16 protein-coding genes and 1 pseudogene are annotated in these 25,266 nt (G+C 39.3%); 5 read left to right on the forward strand and 12 right to left on the reverse strand.

Going from position 1 to position 25,266, the window contains the following annotated elements; all coding sequences use genetic code 11:
• Nucleotides 1-43: 43 nt before the first annotated feature.
• Nucleotides 44-2,715: pseudogene (locus B2727_RS00685) on the reverse strand (YadA C-terminal domain-containing protein).
• 293 nt (nt 2,716-3,008) lie between these two features.
• Between B2727_RS00685 and B2727_RS00690 the strand changes: the two are divergent.
• On the forward strand, nt 3,009-3,407 hold the full coding sequence (locus tag B2727_RS00690) for a hypothetical protein (protein ID WP_241345342.1): 399 nt from the start codon (nt 3,009-3,011) through the stop codon (nt 3,405-3,407).
• Here B2727_RS00690 and B2727_RS00695 read toward each other — a convergent pair.
• From B2727_RS00695 to B2727_RS00720, 6 genes are all read right to left on the reverse strand, one after another.
• A complete protein-coding gene (locus tag B2727_RS00695) occupies nt 3,394-3,576 on the reverse strand; it encodes a hypothetical protein (RefSeq protein WP_033134860.1) in 183 nt (60 codons plus the stop codon). The genes B2727_RS00690 and B2727_RS00695 overlap by 14 nt on opposite strands.
• Before the next feature lie 257 nt (nt 3,577-3,833).
• The gene (groL, locus tag B2727_RS00700) at nt 3,834-5,468 is read right to left on the reverse strand and encodes a chaperonin GroEL (protein ID WP_005184228.1); all 1,635 of its coding nucleotides are present in this window, start codon (nt 5,466-5,468) and stop codon (nt 3,834-3,836) included.
• Nucleotides 5,469-5,527: 59 nt separating this feature from the next.
• Nucleotides 5,528-5,818 carry a co-chaperone GroES gene (locus B2727_RS00705; RefSeq protein ID WP_004652030.1) on the reverse strand — a complete coding sequence of 97 codons (291 nt, stop codon included), beginning with the start codon at nt 5,816-5,818 and terminating at the stop codon, nt 5,528-5,530.
• A 236-nt stretch (nt 5,819-6,054) separates the two neighbouring features.
• Complete coding sequence (locus B2727_RS00710) at nt 6,055-11,760, reverse strand: Ig-like domain-containing protein (protein ID WP_033134284.1); 5,706 nt, start codon at nt 11,758-11,760, stop codon at nt 6,055-6,057.
• Nucleotides 11,761-12,123: 363 nt separating this feature from the next.
• Nucleotides 12,124-12,882: a metallophosphoesterase family protein gene (locus B2727_RS00715; RefSeq protein WP_033134285.1), complete on the reverse strand. Its 759-nt coding sequence runs from the start codon at nt 12,880-12,882 to the stop codon at nt 12,124-12,126.
• Nucleotides 12,863-13,801: a diacylglycerol/lipid kinase family protein gene (locus B2727_RS00720; protein ID WP_033134286.1), complete on the reverse strand. Its 939-nt coding sequence runs from the start codon at nt 13,799-13,801 to the stop codon at nt 12,863-12,865. Before B2727_RS00720 ends, B2727_RS00715 begins: the two co-directional genes overlap by 20 nt.
• Before the next feature lie 397 nt (nt 13,802-14,198).
• Here B2727_RS00720 and B2727_RS00725 point away from each other — a divergent pair, with 397 nt between their 5' ends.
• The 3 genes from B2727_RS00725 to B2727_RS00735 all read left to right on the forward strand — a co-directional run bounded on the left by B2727_RS00725 (nt 14,199) and on the right by B2727_RS00735 (nt 19,260).
• Complete coding sequence (locus B2727_RS00725; RefSeq protein WP_241345428.1) at nt 14,199-16,028, forward strand: phosphoenolpyruvate carboxykinase (GTP); 1,830 nt, start codon at nt 14,199-14,201, stop codon at nt 16,026-16,028.
• Between the two features lie 193 nt (nt 16,029-16,221).
• Nucleotides 16,222-16,929 carry a hypothetical protein gene (locus B2727_RS00730; RefSeq protein WP_033134287.1) on the forward strand — a complete coding sequence of 236 codons (708 nt, stop codon included), beginning with the start codon at nt 16,222-16,224 and terminating at the stop codon, nt 16,927-16,929.
• Nucleotides 16,930-17,091: 162 nt separating this feature from the next.
• Nucleotides 17,092-19,260 (forward strand): TonB-dependent siderophore receptor, encoded by a 2,169-nt coding sequence (locus B2727_RS00735; protein ID WP_033134288.1) that lies wholly within the window; start codon nt 17,092-17,094, stop codon nt 19,258-19,260.
• Between the two features lie 53 nt (nt 19,261-19,313).
• On the opposite strand, the gene glpD is transcribed toward B2727_RS00735, so the two are convergent.
• The 3 genes from glpD to glpK form a co-directional block, all read right to left on the reverse strand.
• Nucleotides 19,314-20,834, reverse strand: a complete 1,521-nt coding sequence (gene glpD / locus B2727_RS00740) for a glycerol-3-phosphate dehydrogenase (protein ID WP_033134289.1) — start codon at nt 20,832-20,834, stop codon at nt 19,314-19,316.
• A gap of 261 nt (nt 20,835-21,095) precedes the next feature.
• Nucleotides 21,096-21,854 (reverse strand): DeoR family transcriptional regulator, encoded by a 759-nt coding sequence (locus B2727_RS00745; RefSeq protein ID WP_004652022.1) that lies wholly within the window; start codon nt 21,852-21,854, stop codon nt 21,096-21,098.
• Between the two features lie 50 nt (nt 21,855-21,904).
• Entirely contained in the window at nt 21,905-23,419 is a 1,515-nt protein-coding gene (gene glpK, locus B2727_RS00750) for a glycerol kinase GlpK (protein WP_005202079.1), read from the reverse strand.
• Between the two features lie 261 nt (nt 23,420-23,680).
• Here glpK and B2727_RS00755 point away from each other — a divergent pair, with 261 nt between their 5' ends.
• A complete protein-coding gene (locus B2727_RS00755) occupies nt 23,681-24,103 on the forward strand; it encodes a hypothetical protein (RefSeq protein ID WP_004801483.1) in 423 nt (140 codons plus the stop codon).
• Between the two features lie 61 nt (nt 24,104-24,164).
• Here the strand turns inward: B2727_RS00755 and B2727_RS00760 are convergent, their stop codons facing one another.
• Together B2727_RS00760 and B2727_RS00765 are read right to left on the reverse strand one after the other, a co-directional pair.
• The gene (locus B2727_RS00760; RefSeq protein ID WP_005322836.1) at nt 24,165-24,449 is read right to left on the reverse strand and encodes a GNAT family N-acetyltransferase; all 285 of its coding nucleotides are present in this window, start codon (nt 24,447-24,449) and stop codon (nt 24,165-24,167) included.
• Nucleotides 24,450-24,594: 145 nt separating this feature from the next.
• Complete coding sequence (locus B2727_RS00765) at nt 24,595-25,263, reverse strand: class I SAM-dependent methyltransferase (protein WP_004801487.1); 669 nt, start codon at nt 25,261-25,263, stop codon at nt 24,595-24,597.
• Nucleotides 25,264-25,266 lie beyond the last annotated feature (3 nt).

The raw sequence follows: 25,266 nt of genomic DNA on the forward strand, positions 1-25,266 counted from the left end.
AGATTTTCTTCATTATTCTTATTATTTTACTCTCGATTATTTATTACTTACCTCCAAATAAGTAAGCAACTCCGACTCGTCCACCAAATTCACTTCCACCTGCGAAACCTAAAGCACCACTTGCTGAAACACGGTCCGTGAAAGATGTAACAACACCAATTGATCCAGCTGTTTCACCTTCATAATGACCTACGCCACCAAACACAGCCACTTGACCTGCTTGAATATTCGGGACAGCTTGCTGAGCCGCCAATGCTATAGCAATTCCGCGATAAGCTGTTTTTTGCACATCATCAACACGGCGATTCAATTGATCTGCGCGACTATCCAGACGATTAATTTCACCTTGTACATCTTTACCCTGTAAAGTAATACGATCAGCAACAAGGTGATTGGTTGTCACATGACCAGCACCAACTGTAGTTTTCTGCTCAGTCGTTGTTGATTGCCCTGATGTATCGGTATTGGTTTGAGTTGCAGCTAAAACTACACCATTTACTGCATCTATACGTGTTTCCGTTGTACTTGTCGTAGCTTGATCTGCTGCAACTTTTGTTTCTGTACGACTCAATGTAGACGAATCAAAGGTACCGAACTTATCAAGTTCATTCGTTTCCTTTTTTGCAATTGTAGTTTTTGTTCCATCACCAGTAGTTATCGTTTCAGAGCCATAAACAGTACCCTTAACACTATAGTCGGTTCGATTTACTGTTTCAGTACCACGCGTAATACTGACTGTATCTTTTCCAGCTGCAGAAAGTGATTCAGTATATTCAGATTTAGATGCTTGTTTTACATCATTCGCTGCAATCAGCCCCATTTCTGTTTTATTTGTAACAGTATTGGCTTGGTTGTTCTCTGTGTATTTAAATCCTGTCTGATCTGCATGAATAACATTTAGCTCACGTGATGCAGTAAAGTTTTCTTCGGAGGCTTACCTGTTTTAAAAGTAACTTGACTGCGAATGTCATGACCATCTGCATCTTGTCCAATCACAACATAATAATGATCTTTACCGTCTGCATCTTTCCAGCTATGAACATCTTCTGCAGTAAATTTATTACCACTAACATCTACTGCAACAGTGCCGATTTTAAAGTCTTCTTCTTCTGCTGCTTTAACAACAGAGACACCTGTAATTTTGCTTATGAATTTATTATCAATTGCAGCGGCAGCAGTAAGATCACGATCTACTTCAATATTTTCTTGATGATTACGCGCATATTTCGCTGAATCTTCCCATGTTGTATTCCAGTGCTCTTGAAAATCATTATCTTGTTTGTGCGTAACAACTTTGGTTGTCGTACCTTTAACAACAGACTCAGCAATGTTAGTACTTCTAGCGGGATCTCTGCCTGTCTGAATTTCAACTGGCTGCCCTTTCTTATCTCCAGATACATAACGCGTTGGCTGATAAACAGATTCATAAGATTCACCTGTCATTTTTTCGACAGTTTCCGTATTTATTATTGGCTTGTTATCAGCCAATACAATCTCATTATTTTTATTTACCAAGAAATCACGAGTTTTACTTTCCGTAGAAAGTTTATTACTAACTATATAATCTAATGCATTACTTGTTCCTAAAGCGGCCTGATTAAATTGTGTTTCACTCCATTCAGATGAACTTTTATCAAGCCCAATAAAACCATCCAATACACTTTCTTTTGAATTATCAACTGATACCTTAAATTCATTGGTATAATCAAGACCAACTACATTTACATCATCATAATCAATGGTTTTAGAATTGAAAGTTGATTTATTGGTATCAACTGTAGACTCTATAACTGACTTTTTATCCGCACTTAGATTAAAAGCAACAACATCTTTTGTTGGATCATTATTTTGATGCTGATAATCAGTAGAAACCGTATGATCTGACCAACTTTGCTCACCACTAGACAACATGCCATCTGTATTTTTACTAGTGACCACACCTGTTGCTGAATCTGATGTAGATTGATAATCGACATTATTTTGACTGAATTGAGATTCGACTGTACCAACACGAATCGTTTGCCCAGAAATAGGCTTCCCATCCGCTCCTAGTTTTGCTTCTGTTGTTAAATTAGAGCTTGTAGTTGAATACTTATTAGAACTTATACGTTCATCTGTTGCTGCGTATGTTACATCTTCAAGTACGCCTGCATTACTTTCCGTATGTGCCCCGATCACGCTGTTCACATCATCTGCAGCAAATGTAAATCCCGTATCATCTAAACGTTCAGAAGTTACCTCAATTTCAGTAGCAGGATTAACTGTTTTATCAAGTTGAACTCTCGTATTCGCGGTTCGAGTGATATTTCCTGTTGCCAATGTATTATTCCAACTCGTTAAGTTGGTTGTTGTTCCATCCACGGTTAACGTTGTATTTTTATTATCACGAGATTCTAAAAGCCCCTTACGGATTTCCTGATAGGTGTAATTACGATAATTAATACCACCAACCTGTGTTTCTGGGCCATTTACAACAGGTGAAGTTTGGCTAACAAGCGCTCCAACCTGTTTCGTTCCTTCCATAATAATATCTTTTTCAGAAGTATAACGTCCTGTTTGGGGATTGGAGTCCTCTATACCTACAGTTTGTTGATAATCATTATTTAATACCGTATCTGTTTTTGTCTCAGTTAATTGCACTGGTGCAGCTAATGTCATTCCAGATACAGCGGCGACAGCCAATGCAATTGACGTTTTTTTTAAGTGTGAACTCATTTTCATCTCTCCATTTTAATTTTTTGAGATTTCCTATTTAAAAACAACTTCTTATAATATTTTTGAAATAATTTATTAATTAGGATTCCCTCAATGAAGAATTCCAGTTTTACTTTATAATTTTATCAATCAAAATTTGATATAATATTTTTTTCTTCCTTTCTCTTTTTTTACATACTACAAAAAGCCCAATAAAATCGATCTGGTTATTAAGCATAGAAACAAAATAAGGTTTATAATTTTTTGGTTCTAAATGATATTTTTTGGATCAGTGACAAGGCTTATAAATTTTTATGCAAGAAATAAATGAAAAATCGGCTTTTACTCAGCGACTAAAAGAAGCTCTCCTAAAACACTCATGGGCTAAAACGAGTCCCACTTGGCTAGCTCGAGAATTTAATCTACGGTATAGTGGCAAATCTATTAGTGTTCAGACTGCAAATAATTGGTTATTAGGTCTTGCCATTCCTAGCCAAGATAAACTCCAGCTTCTAGCAGCGTGGTTAGAAGTATCCAGTCAATGGCTGCGTTTTGGTAATGCAACACAAGAAATTCAGCATCCAGAAATGGTTCATTCTGGTATACAACTTGTACAACAAGACTTACCTGAGAAATTTGCACAACTCTCGCCAAAGCAAAAACAATTGGTCTATGATTTAATTAATGCATTAATTGATACTAATCAGCAATAAAATCTTGATTAACGATTTTTACAATATAGAGCTTAAGTGCTTCATTTTCTTTCTTTAATAAATTCAATTCTTCTACTAACTTAAAATAATTCATTTTATATTTATATAAATCTTTGACTTCAATGACTGGATATAACTCAAAATCTCCTACTTTATTAAAATTAATCATGAAATTTCCTACCTAAAAAGTCATTTTCGAAAACACAGTTTTTAATCAACTATAAATCTATTTAAAAGATCAAAAAATATTATAGTTATTATGCATATACTTACTTTAATTTAGCTCTTATTATAATATATTAAATTAATCTTAAATCCATACACCAAATGAAGAATGTCACAAACTATCAACTATTATAATTTTTAATGTTTAAATAAAAAAATCCCTGCATATGCAGGGATTTTTTTGATCTAGACGTAGATGAATTACATCATGCCGCCCATACCACCCATACCGCCCATATCTGGACCAGCTGGTTTATCTTCTGGGATATCAGTAATCATACATTCAGTTGTCAACATCAAACCAGCAACAGAAGCTGCATGTTCAAGTGCTGAACGCGTTACTTTAGCAGGGTCAAGAATACCCATCTCTAACATATCGCCATATTCACCAGTTGCAGCGTTATAACCAAAGTTACCTTCACCCGCTTTAACTGCATTGATCACAACTGAAGGCTCATCACCTGCGTTTGAAACGATTTGACGAAGTGGCGCTTCAATCGCACGACGTAAAATGTTGATACCTGCAGTTTGATCTTCGTTCGCGCCTTTTAAGCCATCTAATACGTTTACAGCACGTACCAGTGCAACACCACCACCTGCAACAACACCTTCTTCTACTGCTGCACGAGTTGCGTGAAGTGCATCGTCAACACGATCTTTTTTCTCTTTCATTTCAACTTCAGTTGCCGCACCAATTTTGATGACTGCAACACCGCCAGCTAATTTAGCAACGCGTTCTTGAAGTTTTTCTTTGTCGTATTCAGAAGTAGATTCTTCGATTTGCGCACGGATCTGTTGAACACGTTCAGCGATTTGTGCAGCATTACCAGCACCATCAACAATCACAGTGTTTTCTTTAGAAACAGTGATTTTGTGTGCAGTACCTAAATCTTGAAGAGAAGCTTGCTCTAAAGACATGCCTACTTCTTCAGAAATGACAGTTGCGCCAGTCAAGATCGCGATGTCTTGAAGCATTGCTTTACGACGGTCACCAAAACCAGGGGCTTTAACCGCACATACTTTGATAATACCGCGCATGTTGTTTACAACAAGTGTTGCAAGTGCTTCGCCTTCAACATCTTCAGCGATGATAAGAAGTGGTTTACCCGTTTTAGCAACAGCTTCTAATACAGCGATCAATTCACGGATATTGCCGATTTTTTTATCAACAAGAAGGATGAACGGATTTTCAAGTTCAGCAGTTAAGGTATCTTGCTTGTTCGCGAAGTATGGAGAGATATAACCACGGTCAAACTGCATACCTTCTACAACGTCTAATGCGTCTTCAAAGCCAGAACCTTCTTCTACAGTGATAACACCTTCTTTACCTACTTTTTCCATCGCTTGAGCGATAAGTTTACCTACAGTGGTATCAGAGTTCGCAGAGATTGAACCTACTTGTTCAATTGCTTTGAAATCATCTGCAGGTTTTGCATTGGTACGGATATTTTCAACGACAGTTTTCACTGCGATGTCGATACCACGTTTTAAATCCATTGGGTTCATACCTGCAGTTACAGATTTGATCCCTTCATTTAAGATTGCTTGAGCAAGTACAGTTGCCGTTGTCGTACCGTCACCCGCGATGTCATTTGTTTTAGAAGAAACTTCGCGAACAAGTTGAGCACCCATGTTTTCAAACTTGTCTTTTAATGAAATTTCTTTCGCAACTGTTACACCATCTTTAGTGATGTGCGGTGCACCGAAAGAACGGTCAATCACAACGTTACGGCCTTTAGGACCTAAAGTTACTTTTACTGCATCTGCAAGTACGTTTACGCCTGCAATCATTTTTGAGCGAGCTGAATCACCAAATTTTACGTCTTTAGCTGACATGTGAAACTCCGAATCTTTTTAAATTACTGTATCTGATTAATTTGTGAGTTATGTATCGATTAGCCTTCAAGTACAGCTAAGATATCTGACTCTTTCATGATCAAGAGCTCTTCACCGCTTACTTTTACTGTTGTACCTGCATAAGTACCGAACAATACTTTATCGCCAACTTTAACGTCTAAAGCACGAACGCCATTGTCAGTGATTTGACCATTACCTACTGCAATTACTTCACCTTGAGATGGTTTTTCAGCAGCAGAGCCTGGAAGTAAAATACCACCAGCCGTTTTAGTTTCTTCTTCTACGCGACGAATCACAACACGATCATGTAATGGACGAATGTTGCTCATAGTTAACTCCATCAGACTTAGTCTTTTTGATTAATTCGTATCGCCAATTCATGGCAATACATAAAATTTTGATATGCCACTTTTGTGGGGTTAAAAAAAATAGCTTCAAGGGGCGAATTAAAAAAAACTCGACTTTTTTAGTATTTTTTCTTCAAACTGATTTTGATTGAACAAATTGTCTACAGCCAAGAAAAAGAGCTGTCATTGACAGCTCTTAGATTTTCATAAAAAGATGTTTAAATAATAATTTGGTGGTTACCCAATAATTCACTCAATGTTGTGTTGACATTGTTGAGTAGCACTAACTGAACACCGCTCTCAACAGAGGCTTCACCATCTCGATCTATACTCACGATGGTATTCTCACCCTCTTGCTTGACATGAATGAATTTTTCCAGAGATGCAGTCGAACCATCCCCAGTGTAATCCATCAATAATTGACTGATATCGATCTTATCTGCTTGTAAATCTGCCCAAACGTTACCAACATGAAAATCTTGCCAGCGATCAACAAGTTCATCACTATAGTTCAATATGTTATAAATCACAGTATCCGAACCAGCACCTCCAATATAGGTATCGTGACCACCACGACCATCCAAAATATTGTTCCCAGCGTTCCCTGTAATCACATTATCCAATCCATTACCTGTGGCATTGATATTTGCACTACCAACCAACTCAAGATCTTCAATATAACGCCCACTTTCTAAATGTCTTTCTATACTTTCTGGATCATTTATCCAGTCATAATTCCCCATCAGACTATAACTTACAGAACTCAAAACTTTATCATGCCCACCAAAGTCTACATCTCGGTAACCAGATTCGATTAGTTGATTTTCCCAATAACCACTTTCAACCCACGAATACTCCTCATGCCTTTCAATCCAAACATTTTCATAATGACCTTCAACCCACTGATCTTTGTAAGAATCACCAAACCAAATCTGCTCAGAATACAGATTACTGACCCACTCTTGCTCAATCTCAGGTCCATTAAGGGCATAACCGTCCTGCCATAATCCTAATTCGGAGTCAAAATACTGATTTACATAAGCATCATATGAACCATCATCAGTATAGTAACGCTTACCGTCCTGATCACTATAGTAATCACGGTAGCGCCATTCCCCATTGTCAAACCAAATTTCCTCATAATGGCCTTCTATTAAAACTGGTTCATAATGGCCTTCTATCCATTGCTTTTCATAATATCCATCAAACCACTGAGATACATAATGGCTATCATCTACCCACACTTCTTTATAATTTTCATAATGCTCAATACGATATTCTTGGATAAAATCAGAACCATGATCTACTTGATAAATATTATCGGTCTGATCTCCTCTAAATTGATCTACCTTAATCTGGGGAATCTCTGTTGGTTTAATTATTACCGTAGCACTTTGGTTTCCCGCACTATCAATTACAGTCACAGCCAATGAGGTTGCTTTATTATTCATATAGACTTCAAATATTCCCTCCTTTTTCACAATAACTGTATTGGTATAAGACGGCTGACCATCAAAATTATAAGTTATTTCAACTAAGGTCTTAGGTTCTGCATGACCGATGAGATAACCAGATTGATTGACTGCAAATTGCGTTGCCGCAGCTGGTGCGACAATATCGACTGGCGTAATAACTTCGGTATAGTTACTTTGATAGCCATTTTGTTCTACAACAACCCGTAGTACCTCACCCGTCGCTTGAGAACGATTTAATTCAATATTAAAATGTCCCCATTTATCGACAACGATATCACCAACAAGAAAACCTTGAGCATTTACAACTTTTAAGTAGCTATCGGGTACAGCATCTCCTGATATAAAGAAACCATTGTCAGACATAACGATATTTTCAGCTGGGCTGGGCGCATTACTATCGGCATTAAAAATAATGTGAACTGGCGTGCTGACATTTTTTGCTAAATCCGTTGCAGTAATAAATAACTGCTCACCGCGTAAAACTGGTGGATAAATACTTAAATTGAAATGCCCCGTTTCATCTGTGTTGAACTCTGCACGGACATCACCATCAGCATCAATGACTTTGATTGTAGCTTTTGGTTCAGATTGTCCACTAATTCCATCCCCATTTTCAGTAATAACCACCTCACTGAGCAGTGGCGCAATATTATCCAAAGGTGCAATAACTTCAGTGATTGGACCATATAGATTGTTCGTTGGATCTAAGGCGCGGACATACAATGTCTGTCCTTGTAAATAGTAGCTATTAAGCTGCACATTAAATGTACCATCTTCATTAACAACAAAATTCCACCAATTACTACCCACACGCTCGCCAACTGCATTACTCACAATAATTTGCTGGCCAGCAACTGCCTGACCAGATAAATTATGTCCTTCCGCATCAAGCAATAAATCTGTCACGGCTTGCGGGGTATTGAGTAATACAGGCAAAACTTTTTGTACAACATCACTGCGATTCCCTGCAGAATCTCTCACCACAAAACTTAAGGTTTGTGTTTGATATTGACTATAGTTGATCCAGTGAGAAAAAGAGCCATTGTAGGCCACAGTCGTTGTGATCAAATTTCCATATTGATCAATAATATCAACTCTTGCATTTGGTTCAGCCAGACCAGAAATCCATCCTGCTTCATTTATGGTGATATTTTCAGCAGCGAGAGGTGCCACTTCATCCAATGGTGCAACAATCGTTACTGTTTCACTCACATTGCCTGCACGATCAGTGACTGTAACCGTTAACGTCTGCGCGTTTAAATAAAATTGATTCAAATAAACAGTAAATGTGCCATCACTATATGCCGTACTGCTCCATCTACTGACTAAATTATTATTCTGATCATAAACTTGAATGATGCTATTAGGTTCAGCGATACCAGTTAAAATCGAGCTATCGCTGCCCTCCGTTAATTTAAGACTCTTAGCCGCATCTGGTGGAGTTGAGTCGTTTATGGCTTCAAGTGAAAGAGTTTCACTTTGATTTCCAGCTCGATCAAAAACAATAAAACTTAATTGTTGTCCTTTTAAATAGACATTATCAAACCAACCTGAAACTTTACCATCACTCCCCGCAGAACCACCTCCAACTTCATTGTGATTTGCATCATAAATTTTAATTGTACTATTGGCTTCTGCTATTGCCGTAAAACGACGTCCATCCTGATCAAACTCAACGGATTGAATGGGACTAGGATTAGTATTATCTAAAGGTGCAACGATGCTGGTTTTTTCACTGACATTTCCTGCACGGTCAATCACAGTTACAGTTAATATTTGGCCTTTTAAATAATATTGACTAAAACCAACAGCAAATGTTCCATCCGCATTAACCGTATTATTCCATGAATAAACTAACTGACTATTTTCATCATAGATCAAGATCGTGGCATTTGCTTCTGCCATACCCGTTAGAATCGATCCATTATGACTTTCAGCCAGAAGAAGATTTGTCGCTGCCTCTGGTGGTGTATTATCATTTAGTGCATAAGCAGTAACGGCTTCACTCTGGTTGTCTGCCCGATCAAAAACAATAAAACTTAATTGTTGCCCCTTTAAATAAACATAATTTAATTGACCTGAAACTTTACCTTCACTATCGGCATAACCACGCCCAATTTCGTTATGATTTACATCATAGATTCTAACTATGCTATTGGCTTCTGCTATTGCAGTAAAACGACGCCCATCCTCATTAAACTCAATCGATTGAATGGGGTCAGGCTTAATATTATCTAAAGGTGCAACAATGGTTACCTTTTCGCTGACATTCCCCGCGCGGTCAGTCACTGTTACCGTTAAAGTCTGCTCTTTTAAATAATATTGACTAAAATCTACAGCAAATGTGCCATCAGAATTAACTGTCGTGTTCCATGGATAAACCAAACTATTATTTTGATCATACACTTGGATTGTGGCATCAGGTTCTGCGGTGCCTGTTAAGATTGAACCCGATCCTCCCTCTACAAGCTTAAGCTTGGTCGCAACTTCTGGAGCTACTGTATCCACGACAACTTTTTCAATTGCAGTTTCTACAATATTCCCCGCAATGTCTGTTCCAACAACCTTAAATAAATAAGTACCATCAGCTAAATTAACTTGTTTAACAGTCGTTTCTGCCCAGGTTTTCCCACCATCTTTAGAAACTTCATAGCGATTATTAAGCGTGGCTTCTTTATTAATTACAATTGGATTTAATGCCTGTAAATCAAAGCTATTATCTTGTGTAATTCGATCAAAAGGTGAACTCCCAGTGTCATTTAAATTAACTATTTTTAAAGTACCTGCAGCTGGTGCGATCGTATCTATCGTCACGATAGGAGACAATACTTCACTGCTATTCCCCGCTTGATCCGTCACAATAGCTTTAAATTGATAGACTCCATCTGACAAATCTTTTTGTGCGACAACGGCCTCAGTCCACTCACCGCCATTTTTAGACACGTGGTAGGTAACTACTGTTCCTTGCTCTTGTCCTTCAAGGCTCAAATTAAAGGCCTGATCGTTGGTAATGTAATCTGTTGCTGAAACACCTGTATCGGTAAAATCAGTAAAGGATAAAATACCTGTCTGCGGTGGAGTTTTATCAACAGTCACACGCTGAGACAACACTTCACTGCTATTCCCCGCCTGATCCTTCACAATGGCTTTAAATTGATAAACCCCATCTGACAAATCTTTTTGTGTGACAACGGTCTCAGTCCACTCACTACCATTTTTAGACACTTGGTAGTTAACTACTGTTCCTTGCTCTTGTCCTATTAAGCGCAGATCAAACGTATTATTTTGCGTAATATAGTCCGTATCCGAATAACCACTATCAACAAAATGAGTAAAAGCCAGATGCCCTGCAACAGGTGCGGTTGTATCAGGTGCTGTGATCAGAGTAGCTATACTTTCATTGCCAACTTGATCTTTAGCAGTCACATAAAGCTGTTCACCATTGGTCAAAGCATGAGCTAAAGTCAGACTAAATTTACCATCAGCTCCCACTATCGTTTCCGCCAACGCTTTACCAGTCACATCTTTCACAATAACCGCACTGCCAATTTCAGCTTGACCAGTTATGTTTTTTCCATCCTGTTGTACAGTAAAACTGCCCTGAGGTGAAACAGGTGCGGTTGTATCAGGTGCTGTGATCCGAGTAGCCGTACTTTCATTGCCAGCTTGATCTTTAGCAGTCACATAAAGCTGTTCACCATTGGTCAAAGCATGAACCAAAGTCAGACTAAATTTACCATCAGCTCCCACTATCGTTTCCGCCAACGCTTTACCAGTTACATCTTTCACAATAACCGTACTGCCAATTTCAGCTTGTCCAGTTATGGTTTTTCCATCCTGTTGCTCAGTGAAGTTACCTTGAGGTGAAACAGGTGCTGTGGTATCAGGGGCTGGATCATTTTTTTTACTGCCATTACCGTCACCACTCGCAGCAGCGATTGCACCGACACCTGCCACACTTCCAGTAATCCATGCCCAAGTCGGGATGCTCCCTACTGTGCTAGAAGCTGTCGTTGCAATTGCATGGCTAGTCTCAACTGAACGATCTGTTGCAATCGCATTCGGGATCTCAGATATGGGACGAACAACTGAGCTGTCTGAAGCCAAAACATCGGGTGGAACACCATCTAAGACTAAATAATCGGAAATCGGTTGCTCTTCAACTTTAGTGTCGACAATTGCAGCCCATAAACTTTCTCCATCCTGTAACGGAAGCTGCAAAGTATCCTGTACAAAGAATCCTTCTAGAATAACTTTTGTACCATCAACTAGATGCACAATTGCATCATTACCAATACGTGTAATTGAAGCGATTTGATCAACGTTAACCCCAGATTTTGCAAGCAAAGCTTGATTTAAAGGGATTGGTTTTGTTTGTCCTGCTATTCCGATCTCAGATGTGGCAGCTGCTTTATGATTATTTTTATCTAGTAAAAATACACGTTTCATTTTGATCCCTAACTGCCTACTGAAATCGCAAAAATGTTCAATATTTTATTTGCGATTTGCATATATTATTAAAAAGCAAATCTTAGCAAAACTTAGGCAGTTACAACATATTACAAACTAAAATTTAGAAAGAAAAACTCAGCAGTTTTCAAAGGAATTTATATTTTTTAAGAAAGAATAAGCTCAATTATAAATTGTGTTTTTTATTTTAAAATACAAACCAACCCATTGATTAATAAAATATTAATAAAAGTTTCAGCCATTAAGCACATTTCAATTATCGCCGAACAAAACAAGTAAAGCTAAATTTATATAACCTATAACCATCATCTACTTAAGCACACAAGAATCTTTATAACTGGTTTATTTCAATGTGTGAAAGTTACCCAAGCTCTCATCAAACCAATAATGTTCAATCTTGCCATCATCCGAAATTACATTAAAACTATTGGTTAATCCAAAGCGTAATCGATTTGAAGTCGCTGTTCCGGCATGAATATCAAAGATTGGATGATCAAATCCCAATTGAAATATTTGATTTAAATCATGTACAGCTACTTTATGTAAATGTCCGTGCAATAAACCAAACAACCCAGTTTCTCCCCAGCGCTCTAAAGCAATTTTCCCTAGCACAGGACAATCTTTATCACCATGCTCATTCGGAAAGGTATAAAAGGGTTGATGAAAAACCACCAGTTTGATTTTATTAGATGGCGCTTTTTTTAATTGCTCATAAGCCTCATGAATTTGCTCAAGAGAAATATGCCCTCTTGTATGATATCGCCGACGAATACTGTTCATCCCAACAATATAAAAATGCTCCGTTTCCAGTGTTGTTTCCAAACGACCAAAGAATGCTTGATAACGAACAAAAGGAGAAAAGAAACGGTTCCATACATGATAAAGCGGAATATCGTGATTGCCTGGTACCACCAGATAAGGAAGATCGAGCGCATCTAGAAATTGTCGACATGCATAAAACTGCTTAAAGCGCGCGCGTTGTGTCAGATCACCACTCACGATCACAGCTTCAGGACGATGTTGTTGGCAAAATTGCTTGATTGCTTGAATGCAACCTTCACGTTCCGTTCCAAAATGTAGATCAGACAGGTGTAATAACATTCGGAACCATCACTTTTAACGCAGATTTTTTCACTGAAAATTTTAATGGGGTGTCCATCACCATAAGCTCTCCATCTATTGCCACCGTTAATTTTGGCTTTTTACAATTGACCAGTATATGTTCGGCACAAAATGAATACACATCAGAAGCTTGATCAATTTTACCCTGAACCAATTTCCATAACATTTTCATTAAGCTGAAACGATCACTTTTGGCAACAACAACCCCTGCTAACTTTCCATTAGCAGCACATTCTGCAATTCTTAATTTCATATCACTCAGTTGCAGTTGATTATTACCCAAAAAAACTAAAGGGGTTGCAACAGGATAGCGCTGTTCATCAATGGTCACCGCAAGTTTTAAGGATTTATGTTCACGCAGTAATACATCCAAACCCGATGTATAGGCATTTAGCGGAAAACGTCCAAGTCGCTGATTGTATAGTTCACGCTTTTTTATAAATAAAGGATACAACCCTAAACTCGCATTATTGAGATAAATTTGATCATTGATTGAAGCAACGTGCACTGCTTGTATCCTACCCGTTGCAATCACTTCTGCCGCTTGCGCAACATCAATCGGGATATTCAACGCCCGTGCAACATAATTAAACGTACCCAGCGGTATGATCCCCATCGGAATATCCGTATGGATTAACTGTTTTGCAACCGCATTTAAAGTTCCATCTCCCCCAGCCGCAACCACAACGCCACGTAATTCAGTCTGTTGATGCCTAGCCAAAACAGTTCTCATCATGTCATCAAAATTAACCTGCTGATTTAATTCAAAAACCTGAATTTCAAACCCATATTGTGTCCAATATGTCATAAGGCGCTCATATTCATCATCTTGCTGCGCAGCATGGAAACCTGATTTTTGATTATAAATAATAGATAAAGGCTGTAAATTTCGACTCATTCGCATCAACCTTAGGGCTTTTGATAAGCCTATTTTTGTTTACAAAATCAACAAATAAAAGCAAGTTTATGTAAATTTTGAATGAACATTATTCATATAATCAATAACAATTCTCAAAAAATTAAAAATAAATTAAAATATTGATTAACAAAGAAATTTATAAAAAAAATATTACATATAAAAAAACAAAATAATAAAACATAGAATAATAAAATTATTAAAAAACAATATTATAATAATAAACCAACATTTCTCACCTTACACACCTACCTATTCTTTAGTCTTATATTTTTTATGATTTTATGCTTTAATACAGCCACTTTTTTTACTTCATCTGTCTCACTGCCATCCAGTGGATAGAATTTGTACGTCGTACACACTTTAAAAAGGCATCACCATGACCCAAGTGAACGCACCAGAATTCGTTCGTCACCCTAAGCTGATTGCATGGGTGGAAGAAATTGCAAAATTGACCAAACCAGCAAAAATCGAATGGTGTGACGGTAGCGAAGAAGAATATCAACGTCTCATGGACTTGATGATCGCTAACGGCACCATGCAAAAACTTAACCAAGAAAAACATCCTGGTTCTTATCTTGCAAATTCTGATCCTTCTGACGTTGCTCGTGTTGAAGACCGTACTTATATCTGCTCGCAAAATGAAGAAGATGCTGGCGCAACAAACAACTGGGTTGCTCCTGCAAAAATGCGCGAAAAATTAAATGGATTATTTGACGGTGCAATGGAAGGCCGTACCATGTATGTGGTTCCCTTCTCGATGGGTCCTTTAGGAAGCCACATTGCTCACATCGGTATCGAGTTAACAGATTCACCTTACGTTGCAGTCAGCATGACTAAAATGGCACGTATGGGTAAAGCAGTTTATGACGTGTTAGGTACAGATGGTGAGTTTATCCCATGCGTACACACTGTTGCTGCACCATTAAAAGATGGTCAAAAAGATGTTGCTTGGCCATGTAACAACGAAAAATATATCGTTCACTATCCAGAAACGCGTGAAATCTGGTCTTATGGTTCTGGCTACGGCGGTAATGCATTGCTTGGTAAAAAATGCCTAGCATTACGTATTGCTTCTGCAATGGGTCGTGAGCAAGGCTGGTTAGCTGAACACATGCTAATTCTAGGTGTAACTAACCCACAAGGTGAAAAACACTACATCGCAGCGGCATTCCCTTCTGCATGTGGTAAAACAAACTTTGCGATGTTAATTCCACCAGCAGGTTACGAAGGCTGGAAGATTGAAACTGTAGGTGATGATATTGCTTGGATTAAACCAGGTGAAGATGGTCGTTTATATGCAATCAATCCAGAAGCAGGTTTCTTCGGTGTTGCGCCTGGTACAAATACCAAAACTAACCCGAACTGTATCGCAACGATGCATAAAGATGTGATTTACACCAACGTTGCCGTAACCAAAGATGGCGAAGTATGGTGGGAAGGTCTTACTAAAGAAGTTCCAGCTGACTTAATCACTTGGAAAGGCCAACCATACGTTGAAGGCGAAAAAGCAGCACATCCAAACTCACGTTTTACTGTTTCTGCGGGTCAATGCCCTTCGATTGACGCTGACTGGGAAAATCCAGCAGGCGTACCAATCTCTGCATTCATCTTCGGTGGTCGTCGTGCAGACACAGTGCCTTTAGTTTCTGAAGCATTTGACTGGGTTGATGGCGTTTATAAAGCAGCAACGATGGGCTCTGAAACAACTGCGGCAGCGGTTGGTCAACAAGGTATCGTTCGTCGTGACCCATTCGCAATGCTTCCATTTGCGGGTTATAACATGGCTGATTACTTCGGTCACTGGTTACAACTTGGTCAAGAAGTTGGTGCAAAAGCTGAAGCTGCTGGTAATAAACTACCAAAAATCTTCAACGTAAACTGGTTCCGTCGTGATGCTGAAGGCAACTTCGTATGGCCTGGTTTCGGTCAAAACATGCGTGTTCTTGAATGGATCATTGATCGTTGTGAAGGCCGCGCTGAAGCGACTGAAACACCAATCGGTTATGTTCCAACTTACGAACAGTTGAACTGGAATGGTATTGATTTCTCTAAAGAGCAATTCAACACTGTTACAGCTCAAGACAAAGATCAATGGATCAAAGAACTTGAAAGCCACACTGAGTTATTCACTAAACTTGGTGCTCGCTTACCTCAAGCACTTAAAGATCGTCAAAATGAATTATTAGCAGCTGTTAAATCTGCTTAATCATAATTGACATAAAAAGGTCGCTTCGGCGGCCTTTTTTGTCATCTTACATTGCAAAACTATAATAAACTAACAGCCTCAAAAGTAATTTTCATCCATCGAAAATGAATAGATTAAGACTTTAATGTGCCAGCAAAAGTCAGTTAAAAAATATAAAGAGATCCATATTTTATCGATTTAAACAGGAAAAGTTATGCAACAAGACATTACAATTGCACAAGATTTTTTAAAATTACTCCCAGACTCAGACACTGTTTTTGCAGCCAAAGACTCTTTTCTCGCAAAGCATTTACTCCCCCTCATTTCGATTGACCTTACCCAGATCAATCCTAAATGGCAAGGTTGGATTCATTTAGTCAATCCAATTGAGCCTTATGAATGCTACATCGGCTCAGAAACTGCTGAGTTTTATAACGAATTTGCGCATGAAAATTGGTTTATTTTACAGTTGGATGGGCAGTCTCAATATCATTGGCTGGCTGAACAACACTATTTTATTTTAGAAAATAAAAATCATCCTTCATACGCTGAGGTTTTGACTCACAGTCAAGAAATGCATGAAGACTTTAGACAGGTTAAACAACGCTTCTTAGAACAAAAAAGAGTGATTAGCACATCTGATGTCAATTATCAAAATGACAAACCCACCATTTTACTCAATCAACTGGGTGGTGATGCTGAATATGGCAACTGGTGCTACCCGATTGAAGAACAACTTAAATTGGAAAATATGGAACAAGATGACCATTGTTTTGTACACATCTTTGACCAACAGCAACGACGCTATTATTTTATTGCCTCCGCATCCGGTTGGGAGTATTGCAATCATGGTGCCGACAATATCTTGATGTTTTACCAACCCGAAACTCGACGTGTCCTATTTACATTTGACTGGACATAACTGATCACAGGTCGCTACGGCGGCCTTTTTTAATGTCCAATTTTCGAAAATTCCTATCAATCCTCCACCCCACGCTAGGTATTCCCATTAAGCTTTGGACGAAATAAATTGCAAAGTTAACGAATATTAACAATAATTGTAATAATAATATTTCTCATTTACATGGTTGTAGACATGAGTTCTTCCACGCTGTTCAAACGCACTCCCCTTTTTTTAGCAATCTCCACATTAGTCAGTATCAGCTCATATAGCCATGCACTTGAGGAAGGATCACAACAACTCCCAACCATCAAAGTTCAAGCCTCGCAAGATAGCGATGCCAGTGAAAAAACCAAAGCATATACCATTAAAAGTAGTTCAAGTGCCACCAAACTCGATATTGAAGCCAAAGAGATCCCTCAGACCATCAATGTAGTGACACGACAACAAATCGAAGATTTTGGCCTCACCAGTTCTCGAGATGTGCTGAACAATACTCCCGGTGTGACCGTTAATTCACTTGAAACTGAACGCTCGGTGTATATGGCACGAGGTTTTGAAATCTCAAACATTCTCGTTGATGGCGTGGGCTTCCCTTCTGGTGAATGGAATTATAATGACACCAATCCAGATAGCTATTTCTATGATCGCATTGAAGTCATTAAAGGTGCAGATGCACTGACCAATGCTTTTGGTGATCCAAGCGCAACCATTAACTATATCCGTAAACGCCCCACCAAAGAGTTTCAAGCCAATGCTGGCTTAAGCTATGGCTCATGGGATACACAACGTTATGAGGCAGATGCCTCTGGTAGCCTATCACCAAATGGTGCTGTTCGCGGCCGTGTTTCTGGTTTTCAACAAACAGGCGATTCAAACCTAGACCGCTATAGTTCTGAGAAAAATGGTATTGCAGGAATTTTAGAAGCTGATCTTGGAGACAATACCTTACTGACCATTGGTGCCAGCCAAGAAAAAAATAAACCCAATGCCAATAACTGGGGTGCGTTACCGTTGATGGATTCTACGGGTAAACAAATCAGCTATGATCGTTCGTATAATCCTAATCCAGATTGGACCTATTGGGACAATACTTCGCGTAATGCATTTTTTGAGTTAAAACAAAAATTATCAGAAACTTGGTCTGCCAATCTAAGCTACAACTACAATGAGAAGAATCGTAAAAGCCAACTGCTCTACTACTATGGCTATCCAAATGCTGATGGCTCTGGTATTTCCCTAACACCAAGCGGCTTTTTAGAAAATAATAAACTACATACGGCCGATTTAAATCTACAAGGCAAATTTGACCTGTTCAATCAAGAGCACGAAGCAATCATCGGCTATTCCTTCTCAAACAGCCATCAGAATGATCATGCAAAAAATGGTACTTTACACGACAGTAATATTAACTATACCGATAATGTTCCTTACACAACAGATTGGGCAAGTTGGACCCCTAACAATGTCACTTGGTCTGATTTTTCTCAGACTGCAGACTATACACAACGTAACCAATCGGTTTATGCAGCAACACGCCTTCACCTTAACGATGATCTAAAAGTTACCTTAGGGGCAAACTATGTAAAAGCCAAAAGCGAAGGTATAAGTTACGATGCGCCCATGGTTTATGATGAAAGCAAAGTTTCCCCATATGCAGGTATCACCTACAACTTCACCCCTGAATATACGGGTTATATGAGCTATACCTCGATTTTCCGACCACAAACTGCAGTCGATGAAAAAACAGGAAAAGTTGCGGATCCAATTGAGGGGAAAAGCTATGAAGTTGGGTTTAAAAGCTCATGGCTAGATAACAAACTGACTGGAACACTGGCTGTGTTTAGAACCGAAGAAAGTAATTACCCGCTACGCCCAACAGATAGCCATCCACTTAACCGTACTTCAGCTATCAGTGATTTACGTTCACAAGGCGTAGAAGTGGGTTTGGCAGGCCAATTAACAGATCAGGTCAATGTTTCACTCGGCTATACCCAGTTTAGCCTGCAAGATCTAAAAAATGGCGGTGCTGCAAGAACCTACAATCCAACACAAAGCTTTAATCTATTGACGACTTATTCCCCCGCTCAGCTACCAAAACTGAAAGTTGGTGCAGGTCTAAAATGGCAAAGTAAAATCACCCGTTTTGACCCAAGCTATAACACTTATCTTAAACAAAGTGATTATGCCTTGCTGAATTTGATGGCAAGTTATGACATTAGTCCAAATCTCAGTATTCAGGCCAACGCCAATAACGTAACGGATAAAAAATATTTAAACAGCTTTACCGATGGACAAGCCTTCTACGGAGCACCTGCAAATTACACCATTGCATTCCGCTTCAAATACTAATGAAGACCAATAAAAAAGCCCCTTATTCAAAGGGGCTTTTTTATTGAGAACTTTTAAGCAGCAACCGTGCTATTTGGTTTATTTGCTAAATATACATCTAAGTTTTCTATTTCACTTGGTGCAAAATTGAGACCAAGCTTTGAACGTCTCCACAGAATATCTTGGCTGGTCGTTACCCACTCAAAGCGGCATAAATAATCCACTTCTTTCGCATACAAACCTTGACCAAAATGTTGACCTAACTGCTCAACCGAAGTTGCCTCACCCAAGATATTCCAAATACGTGAACCATAAGCAGATGCCCAACGTTTTGCCAAAGACTCAGATGCATCAGTGATTTGTGCACGAATCTCTTTCGCCAACTGTTCAGCTGATGCCATATTTTCACCACCCGGCAAAGCCTCAGTTGCTGTCCAACTGCCTTTCATTTCTGGGAAAAATGCTTTGAGCTGCTGCATTGCAGATTCTGCTAACTTACGATACGTGGTTAACTTACCACCAAAGACCGAAAGTAAAGGTGCCTGATCTTCTGCTTCTTGCGATAAAGCCAAAGTATAATCACGGGTAATTGCAGATGGATTGTCTGATTCATCATCACACAATGGACGTACACCAGCAAAAGTCGAAATAATATCGGCTTGGGTTAACTGATTTTTGAAGTGTGCATTACTGACTTCAATCAAGTAATCAATTTCTTCTTGGGTGATTTTTACTTGTGCAGGATCACCTTGATATTCACGATCCGTAGTTCCAATCATGGTGTATTGGTCTAAGTACGGGATTGCGAACACAATACGACGGTCATCATTCTGCATGATAAAGGCTTTATCGCCTTCATACAGCTTCGGCACAATGATATGACTGCCTTGAATCAAACGAATACCATACGGCGATTTAAGCTGCAAATCTTGCTTAATAAATTGTGCCACCCAAGGGCCAGCCGCATTCACTAAAGCCTTTGCCTTAATCTGGAATTGACCTTTTTCATTTTCCAAATCAACAATCCAGTATTGCCCTTCACGTTGTGCTGATAAACAACGTGTACGTGTGACAATGTCCGCACCTTTTTCTCGGGCATGCATGGCGTTCAACACCACCAAACGAGAATCATCAACTGCACAGTCTGAATATTCAAAACCACGAGTAATTGCAGCATTTAAAGGGCTGTCTTCTTTAAAATAAACGTTATTCGAACCCAATAACTTTTCACGTTTACCCAAGTGATCGTAAAAGAATAAACCTGTACGAATCAACCACGCTGGGCGTAAGTGTGGACGATGCGGCATGATAAAACGCATTGGACGGATAATGTGTGGTGCTTTTGCCAACAATACTTCACGTTCAGCCAGCGCTTCGCGTACCAAGCGAAACTCTTTGTGTTCAAGGTAACGTAAACCACCATGGATCAATTTACTGCTTGCAGAAGAGGTATGGCTGGCCAAATCATCTTTTTCACAGAGAAATACTGATAGACCACGACCTGAAGCATCTGCTGCAATACCAACACCGTTGATACCACCACCAATGACAGCAAGGTCATAAATTTTGTCGTTTGACTGAGGAGAAGTTTGCATAAGCCACCGCAAATTTTCATTATTGTTCAATAACGAACATTTAAACATGTAAAATGAAAACAAACAATAAAAAAACGTCAAAAAAATGCCAATTTATAGACATTTTTAGATAAATGGTCAAAATTGAAAATGAATCGATTAAAAAGTGGATCTTCTGGCAATACAAAGACTGCTCATGGTTACAGCATTATTCTTATTTAAATATTCTTGAGCCAAATAATCTCAACTCAAGAAAAGTAACAATTTTTCGAAAATGAAGATTTACTGGGCAACGATCAAGCCAACATCTAAATCTCGAATGGTTTTCATAAACTCATCATTCGGCTGTTGATCGGTAAAAATACAATCAACTTGCTTAAGTGAACCTAAACGGATCATCGCATTACGACCAAACTTACTGCTATCCGCAGCAAGAAACACTTGTCGGGCACTCGAAACAATCTCTTGAGATACGCACACTTCTTGGAAGTCAAAATCCAGTAAAGTCCCGTCTTCTTCGATACCACTGATGCCTACCAGTGCATAGTCTGCCTTAAACTGCTTAAAGAAATCCGCAGTCGCCTGACCAATCACGCCACCATCTGGACGCACACGCCCACTGGCAATCAACACCTCAAAGTCTTCTTTGGTACTTAGAATTTTGGCAACATTGAGGTTATTGGTAATAATCCGTAAACCCGTATGGTTCAACAATGCGTGGGCAATGGCTTCGGTTGTGGTCCCAATATTAATAAATAAAGAGGCATAATCAGGAACAGCAGCAGCCACAGCGGCTGCAATCGTTCTTTTTTGTTCCAACATATGACCAACACGCATCGTATATTCAGTGTTTTCCACACTTGAATCATGCGCTGCACCACCGTGATAACGTCTCAGCAAGCCCTCATCCGCCAATTGATTAATATCACGACGGATGGTTTGCGGGGTGACATCAAAATGTTGAGCAAGTTCTTCAATACTGATATAGCCACGCTCTCTCACTAGTTCGAGGGTTTTTTGTTGGCGTAGTATCAAGCTCATGCTCATCCATCCTATGTTGTTTTAAGTCATACTAAACGGTCTATTTTAGCTTAATCTTCCGCCCAATCACGAGTGCGTCCGACAGCTTTTAACCAACCTTTATAGAGTTTCTCAGTCACATCCTGACTGCACTCTGGCACAAAGGTATTTTCGATGGTCATTCTACTCTTCAATTCGTTTAAATCCGACCAGAAACCGACAGCTAAACCAGCCAAGAATGCTGCACCCATACCCGTTGTTTCTTTCATCGCAGGACGTTCTACTGAAGTCCCCATGATATCGGCTTGGAATTGCATCAAGAAGTTATTGGCAGTTACACCACCATCAACACGCAAGGTACGCAATTTCTCACCTGAATCTTGCTGCATGGCATCCAAGACATCACGCGTTTGGTAAGCAATCGACTCCAATGTGGCGCGAATAATATGTTCGATACTTACACCGCGAGTGATACCCAAGATTGCACCTCGTGCTGTTGGATCCCAATATGGCGCACCTAAACCTGTAAATGCGGGCACCACATAGACACCGTTACTGTCTTTTACTTTGGTTGCATAGTATTCGGAATCATGCGAATCATTGATCGCCTTAAGTTCGTCACGCAACCATTGCACACATGAACCACCATTGAACACCGCACCTTCCAGTGCATAGTTCACTTCACCACGCGGACCACATGCAATTGTCGTTAATAAACCATGATTAGATTGTACAATGCGTTTGCCCGTATTCATGAGCAAGAAGCAACCTGTACCATAAGTATTTTTTGCCTGACCCGCTTCAACACACATTTGTCCAAACAATGCAGCTTGTTGATCCCCTGCAATACCTGCAATTGGAATCCCAATTTCTTGACCACTAATGGTATGTGTATAACCGTAGACTTCAGAAGAACCACGAACTTCGGGCAACATCGCTTTAGGAATATTTAACGCTTCAAGCAGTTTATCGTCCCATTCAAGCGTTTCGATGTTGAATAACATGGTGCGAGATGCATTGGTATAGTCAGTCACATGCACTTGGCCATTGGTCAATTTCCAAAGCAACCATGTATCGATGGTACCAAATAAAAGCTCGCCACGTTCTGCACGTTCACGACTGCCTTCAACACGATCAAGAATCCACTTAATTTTAGTCGCAGAGAAATACGGATCAAGGACCAAACCAGTCACTTTATGAACGTAATCCTGCCAACCATCTTGACGCAGTTGATTACAAATTTCATTGCTTTGACGGCTTTGCCATACAATTGCATTGTAAATAGGTTTGCCGGTCTGCTTATCCCAAATGACAGTGGTTTCACGCTGATTGGTGATCCCAATCGCTGCAATTTGCTCGCTAGAAATACTTGCTTGCGCTAAAGCTTCAACCCATACCGCACTTTGCGTTGCCCAGATTTCCATTGGATCATGCTCAACCCAACCTGGTTGTGGGTAAATTTGCGTAAATTCACGCTGAGCAATACTGATGACATTCGCATCGTGATCCAATACGATCGCACGTGAACTGGTTGTACCTTGGTCAAATGCAACCACGTATTTCTTTTGACTATCTGTAGAGATCATGACATACCTATCCAGACTTGCTTATGTATAGTGCAATAAATTAAATGCCCGTTAAAAAACGGGCTCAAATACTACAAAAAAGCAATGACTTCTGTATTAAATAAAAAACTTGGCAGATTATATGCAAAATTGTTCGAAAACGAAAATTCTTTCTTTATATTTGAAGCTAAAAAACGATGAATAGCCTGTGTTTTAAAGATTCCTCACAATAAAAAACTTATTTTATGCGATACTAAAACCAGAAATAACAGGATCATTGATATGAAAAAAACCAATTTATTGTTAATTATGAGCGGTGCTCTTGTTCTTGCAGCCTGTCAAAGTAGTCCACATCAATACAATGGCACAACGGGTTATCAAATTGAAAATAAAACGGCCACTTCCGCGACTGTTGCCTATACCCTTGCGGCACGTAGCAATAGCGATCTAGATGAGAAAAAATTACAACATGCCTGCAAGCAAATTTTAGGTGCAGATAAAACCTATAAACTTGCAGTATTGAGTGTCAATGAAATCGTCAATCCAACCCAACAAGAGCAATATGGCGTAAAAATTGGTAATAGCCGCGCAACATTTGGCTTATCTAATTCGCCAGATTTGAATAATAGCGAAGGCTATGCAACCCGTCAGGCACTTGAAACACGTCCAAGCACACTCAAAGTGGTTCGCTATACCTGTTCTTAATTTTATGACTTGATCAATAAAAATGGATGTATTCCATCATTGAGAATACATCCAACTCAACCTATCCTTTCAATACGTCATGAATCGAAAGATCTTTATCAAACACCGATTTTGCAAATGGGCATAAAGGAATGACTTTCACCTGACGTTCACGTACAAAGGCGATCAACTCCTTTAACAACTTATGTCCTACACCCTGCCCACGAAATTGATCACTTACATCGGTATGGTCAATAATGAGCATGCTATCTCCTGCCCAAGTGTATGCCATCTCACCCGCAAGCACCTCACCTTCGAACAGCTTAAATGCACCATGTTTCCCATCATCAATCTGCTGAATACTCATACACGTTCCTTTTTTAAACATTCTGCTATATAACAGCCCACAGGCCATCTGTTTATTTCATTTCAATGTTTTAGCATGCGTGGTGAGGCGATTGTGTTGAGATTTGATAACCTCAACACTATTGTTCTTTTTTAACAAGGAATATTTATTTGGTACGATAAAAACTGACGTTTCTAAACTCTTTAGCTTCATCCAAATCTGGCCAAGTACTTGCACTACGTTCGTCAATTTTTAGATATTGAGGATGACTAAAGTTTTTGACTCGACTATCGGCAACCCAGACTTCAGGTGCGAACTTTAAGAACTCATCCAAAAAGAAACGATTGGATTGGTCGTATAGCACATCTGCTGCCAGTAGCACATCGACTTGCTCGGACTGATACAAATCGTCCAGATACTCAAGTTCAACATCATTTAGCAACGCATTTTCACGACATGATGCCAGACTCACGGGATCAATATCACAACAAATCACACGTTTAGCACCAGCCATTTTTGCCGCAATCGCAACCACACCTGAACCTGCACCAAAGTCCAGCACCACCTTATCTTTAACATGATGTGGCTCTGCCAACAGCCATTGTGCCATTGCCAGACCAGATGCCCAACAAAAAATCCAGTACGGCGTTTCATTCCAAATCCGTCGAATCACTTCATCATCTAAACGGTCGGTCGGAAATACTGGGGGAATTAACCAGAGTGAAATCGGCGTTTCAGGTAATTGTTGTGCCAACAAATCTGTATTGGGAATCACCTGATGCAAGGCCTGCAACAAATGTTCAGGCGCTTTGGCAAATTGAAATGTACAACTCATATT

The organism is Acinetobacter sp. UBA991, assembly GCF_002292065.1.
GTDB lineage: Bacteria > Pseudomonadota > Gammaproteobacteria > Pseudomonadales > Moraxellaceae > Acinetobacter > Acinetobacter higginsii.

Coding starts and splice junctions, on each gene's coding strand:
- B2727_RS00690 (WP_241345342.1), top strand. CDS start 3,009: ATGCAAGAAATAAATGAAAAATCGGCTTTTACTCAGCGACTAAAAGAA.
- B2727_RS00695 (WP_033134860.1), bottom strand. CDS start 3,576: ATGATTAATTTTAATAAAGTAGGAGATTTTGAGTTATATCCAGTCATT.
- groL (WP_005184228.1), bottom strand. CDS start 5,468: ATGTCAGCTAAAGACGTAAAATTTGGTGATTCAGCTCGCTCAAAAATG.
- B2727_RS00705 (WP_004652030.1), bottom strand. CDS start 5,818: ATGAGCAACATTCGTCCATTACATGATCGTGTTGTGATTCGTCGCGTA.
- B2727_RS00710 (WP_033134284.1), bottom strand. CDS start 11,760: ATGAAACGTGTATTTTTACTAGATAAAAATAATCATAAAGCAGCTGCC.
- B2727_RS00715 (WP_033134285.1), bottom strand. CDS start 12,882: ATGTTATTACACCTGTCTGATCTACATTTTGGAACGGAACGTGAAGGT.
- B2727_RS00720 (WP_033134286.1), bottom strand. CDS start 13,801: ATGAGTCGAAATTTACAGCCTTTATCTATTATTTATAATCAAAAATCA.
- B2727_RS00725 (WP_241345428.1), top strand. CDS start 14,199: ATGACCCAAGTGAACGCACCAGAATTCGTTCGTCACCCTAAGCTGATT.
- B2727_RS00730 (WP_033134287.1), top strand. CDS start 16,222: ATGCAACAAGACATTACAATTGCACAAGATTTTTTAAAATTACTCCCA.
- B2727_RS00735 (WP_033134288.1), top strand. CDS start 17,092: ATGGTTGTAGACATGAGTTCTTCCACGCTGTTCAAACGCACTCCCCTT.
- glpD (WP_033134289.1), bottom strand. CDS start 20,834: ATGCAAACTTCTCCTCAGTCAAACGACAAAATTTATGACCTTGCTGTC.
- B2727_RS00745 (WP_004652022.1), bottom strand. CDS start 21,854: ATGAGCTTGATACTACGCCAACAAAAAACCCTCGAACTAGTGAGAGAG.
- glpK (WP_005202079.1), bottom strand. CDS start 23,419: ATGATCTCTACAGATAGTCAAAAGAAATACGTGGTTGCATTTGACCAA.
- B2727_RS00755 (WP_004801483.1), top strand. CDS start 23,681: ATGAAAAAAACCAATTTATTGTTAATTATGAGCGGTGCTCTTGTTCTT.
- B2727_RS00760 (WP_005322836.1), bottom strand. CDS start 24,449: ATGAGTATTCAGCAGATTGATGATGGGAAACATGGTGCATTTAAGCTG.
- B2727_RS00765 (WP_004801487.1), bottom strand. CDS start 25,263: ATGAGTTGTACATTTCAATTTGCCAAAGCGCCTGAACATTTGTTGCAG.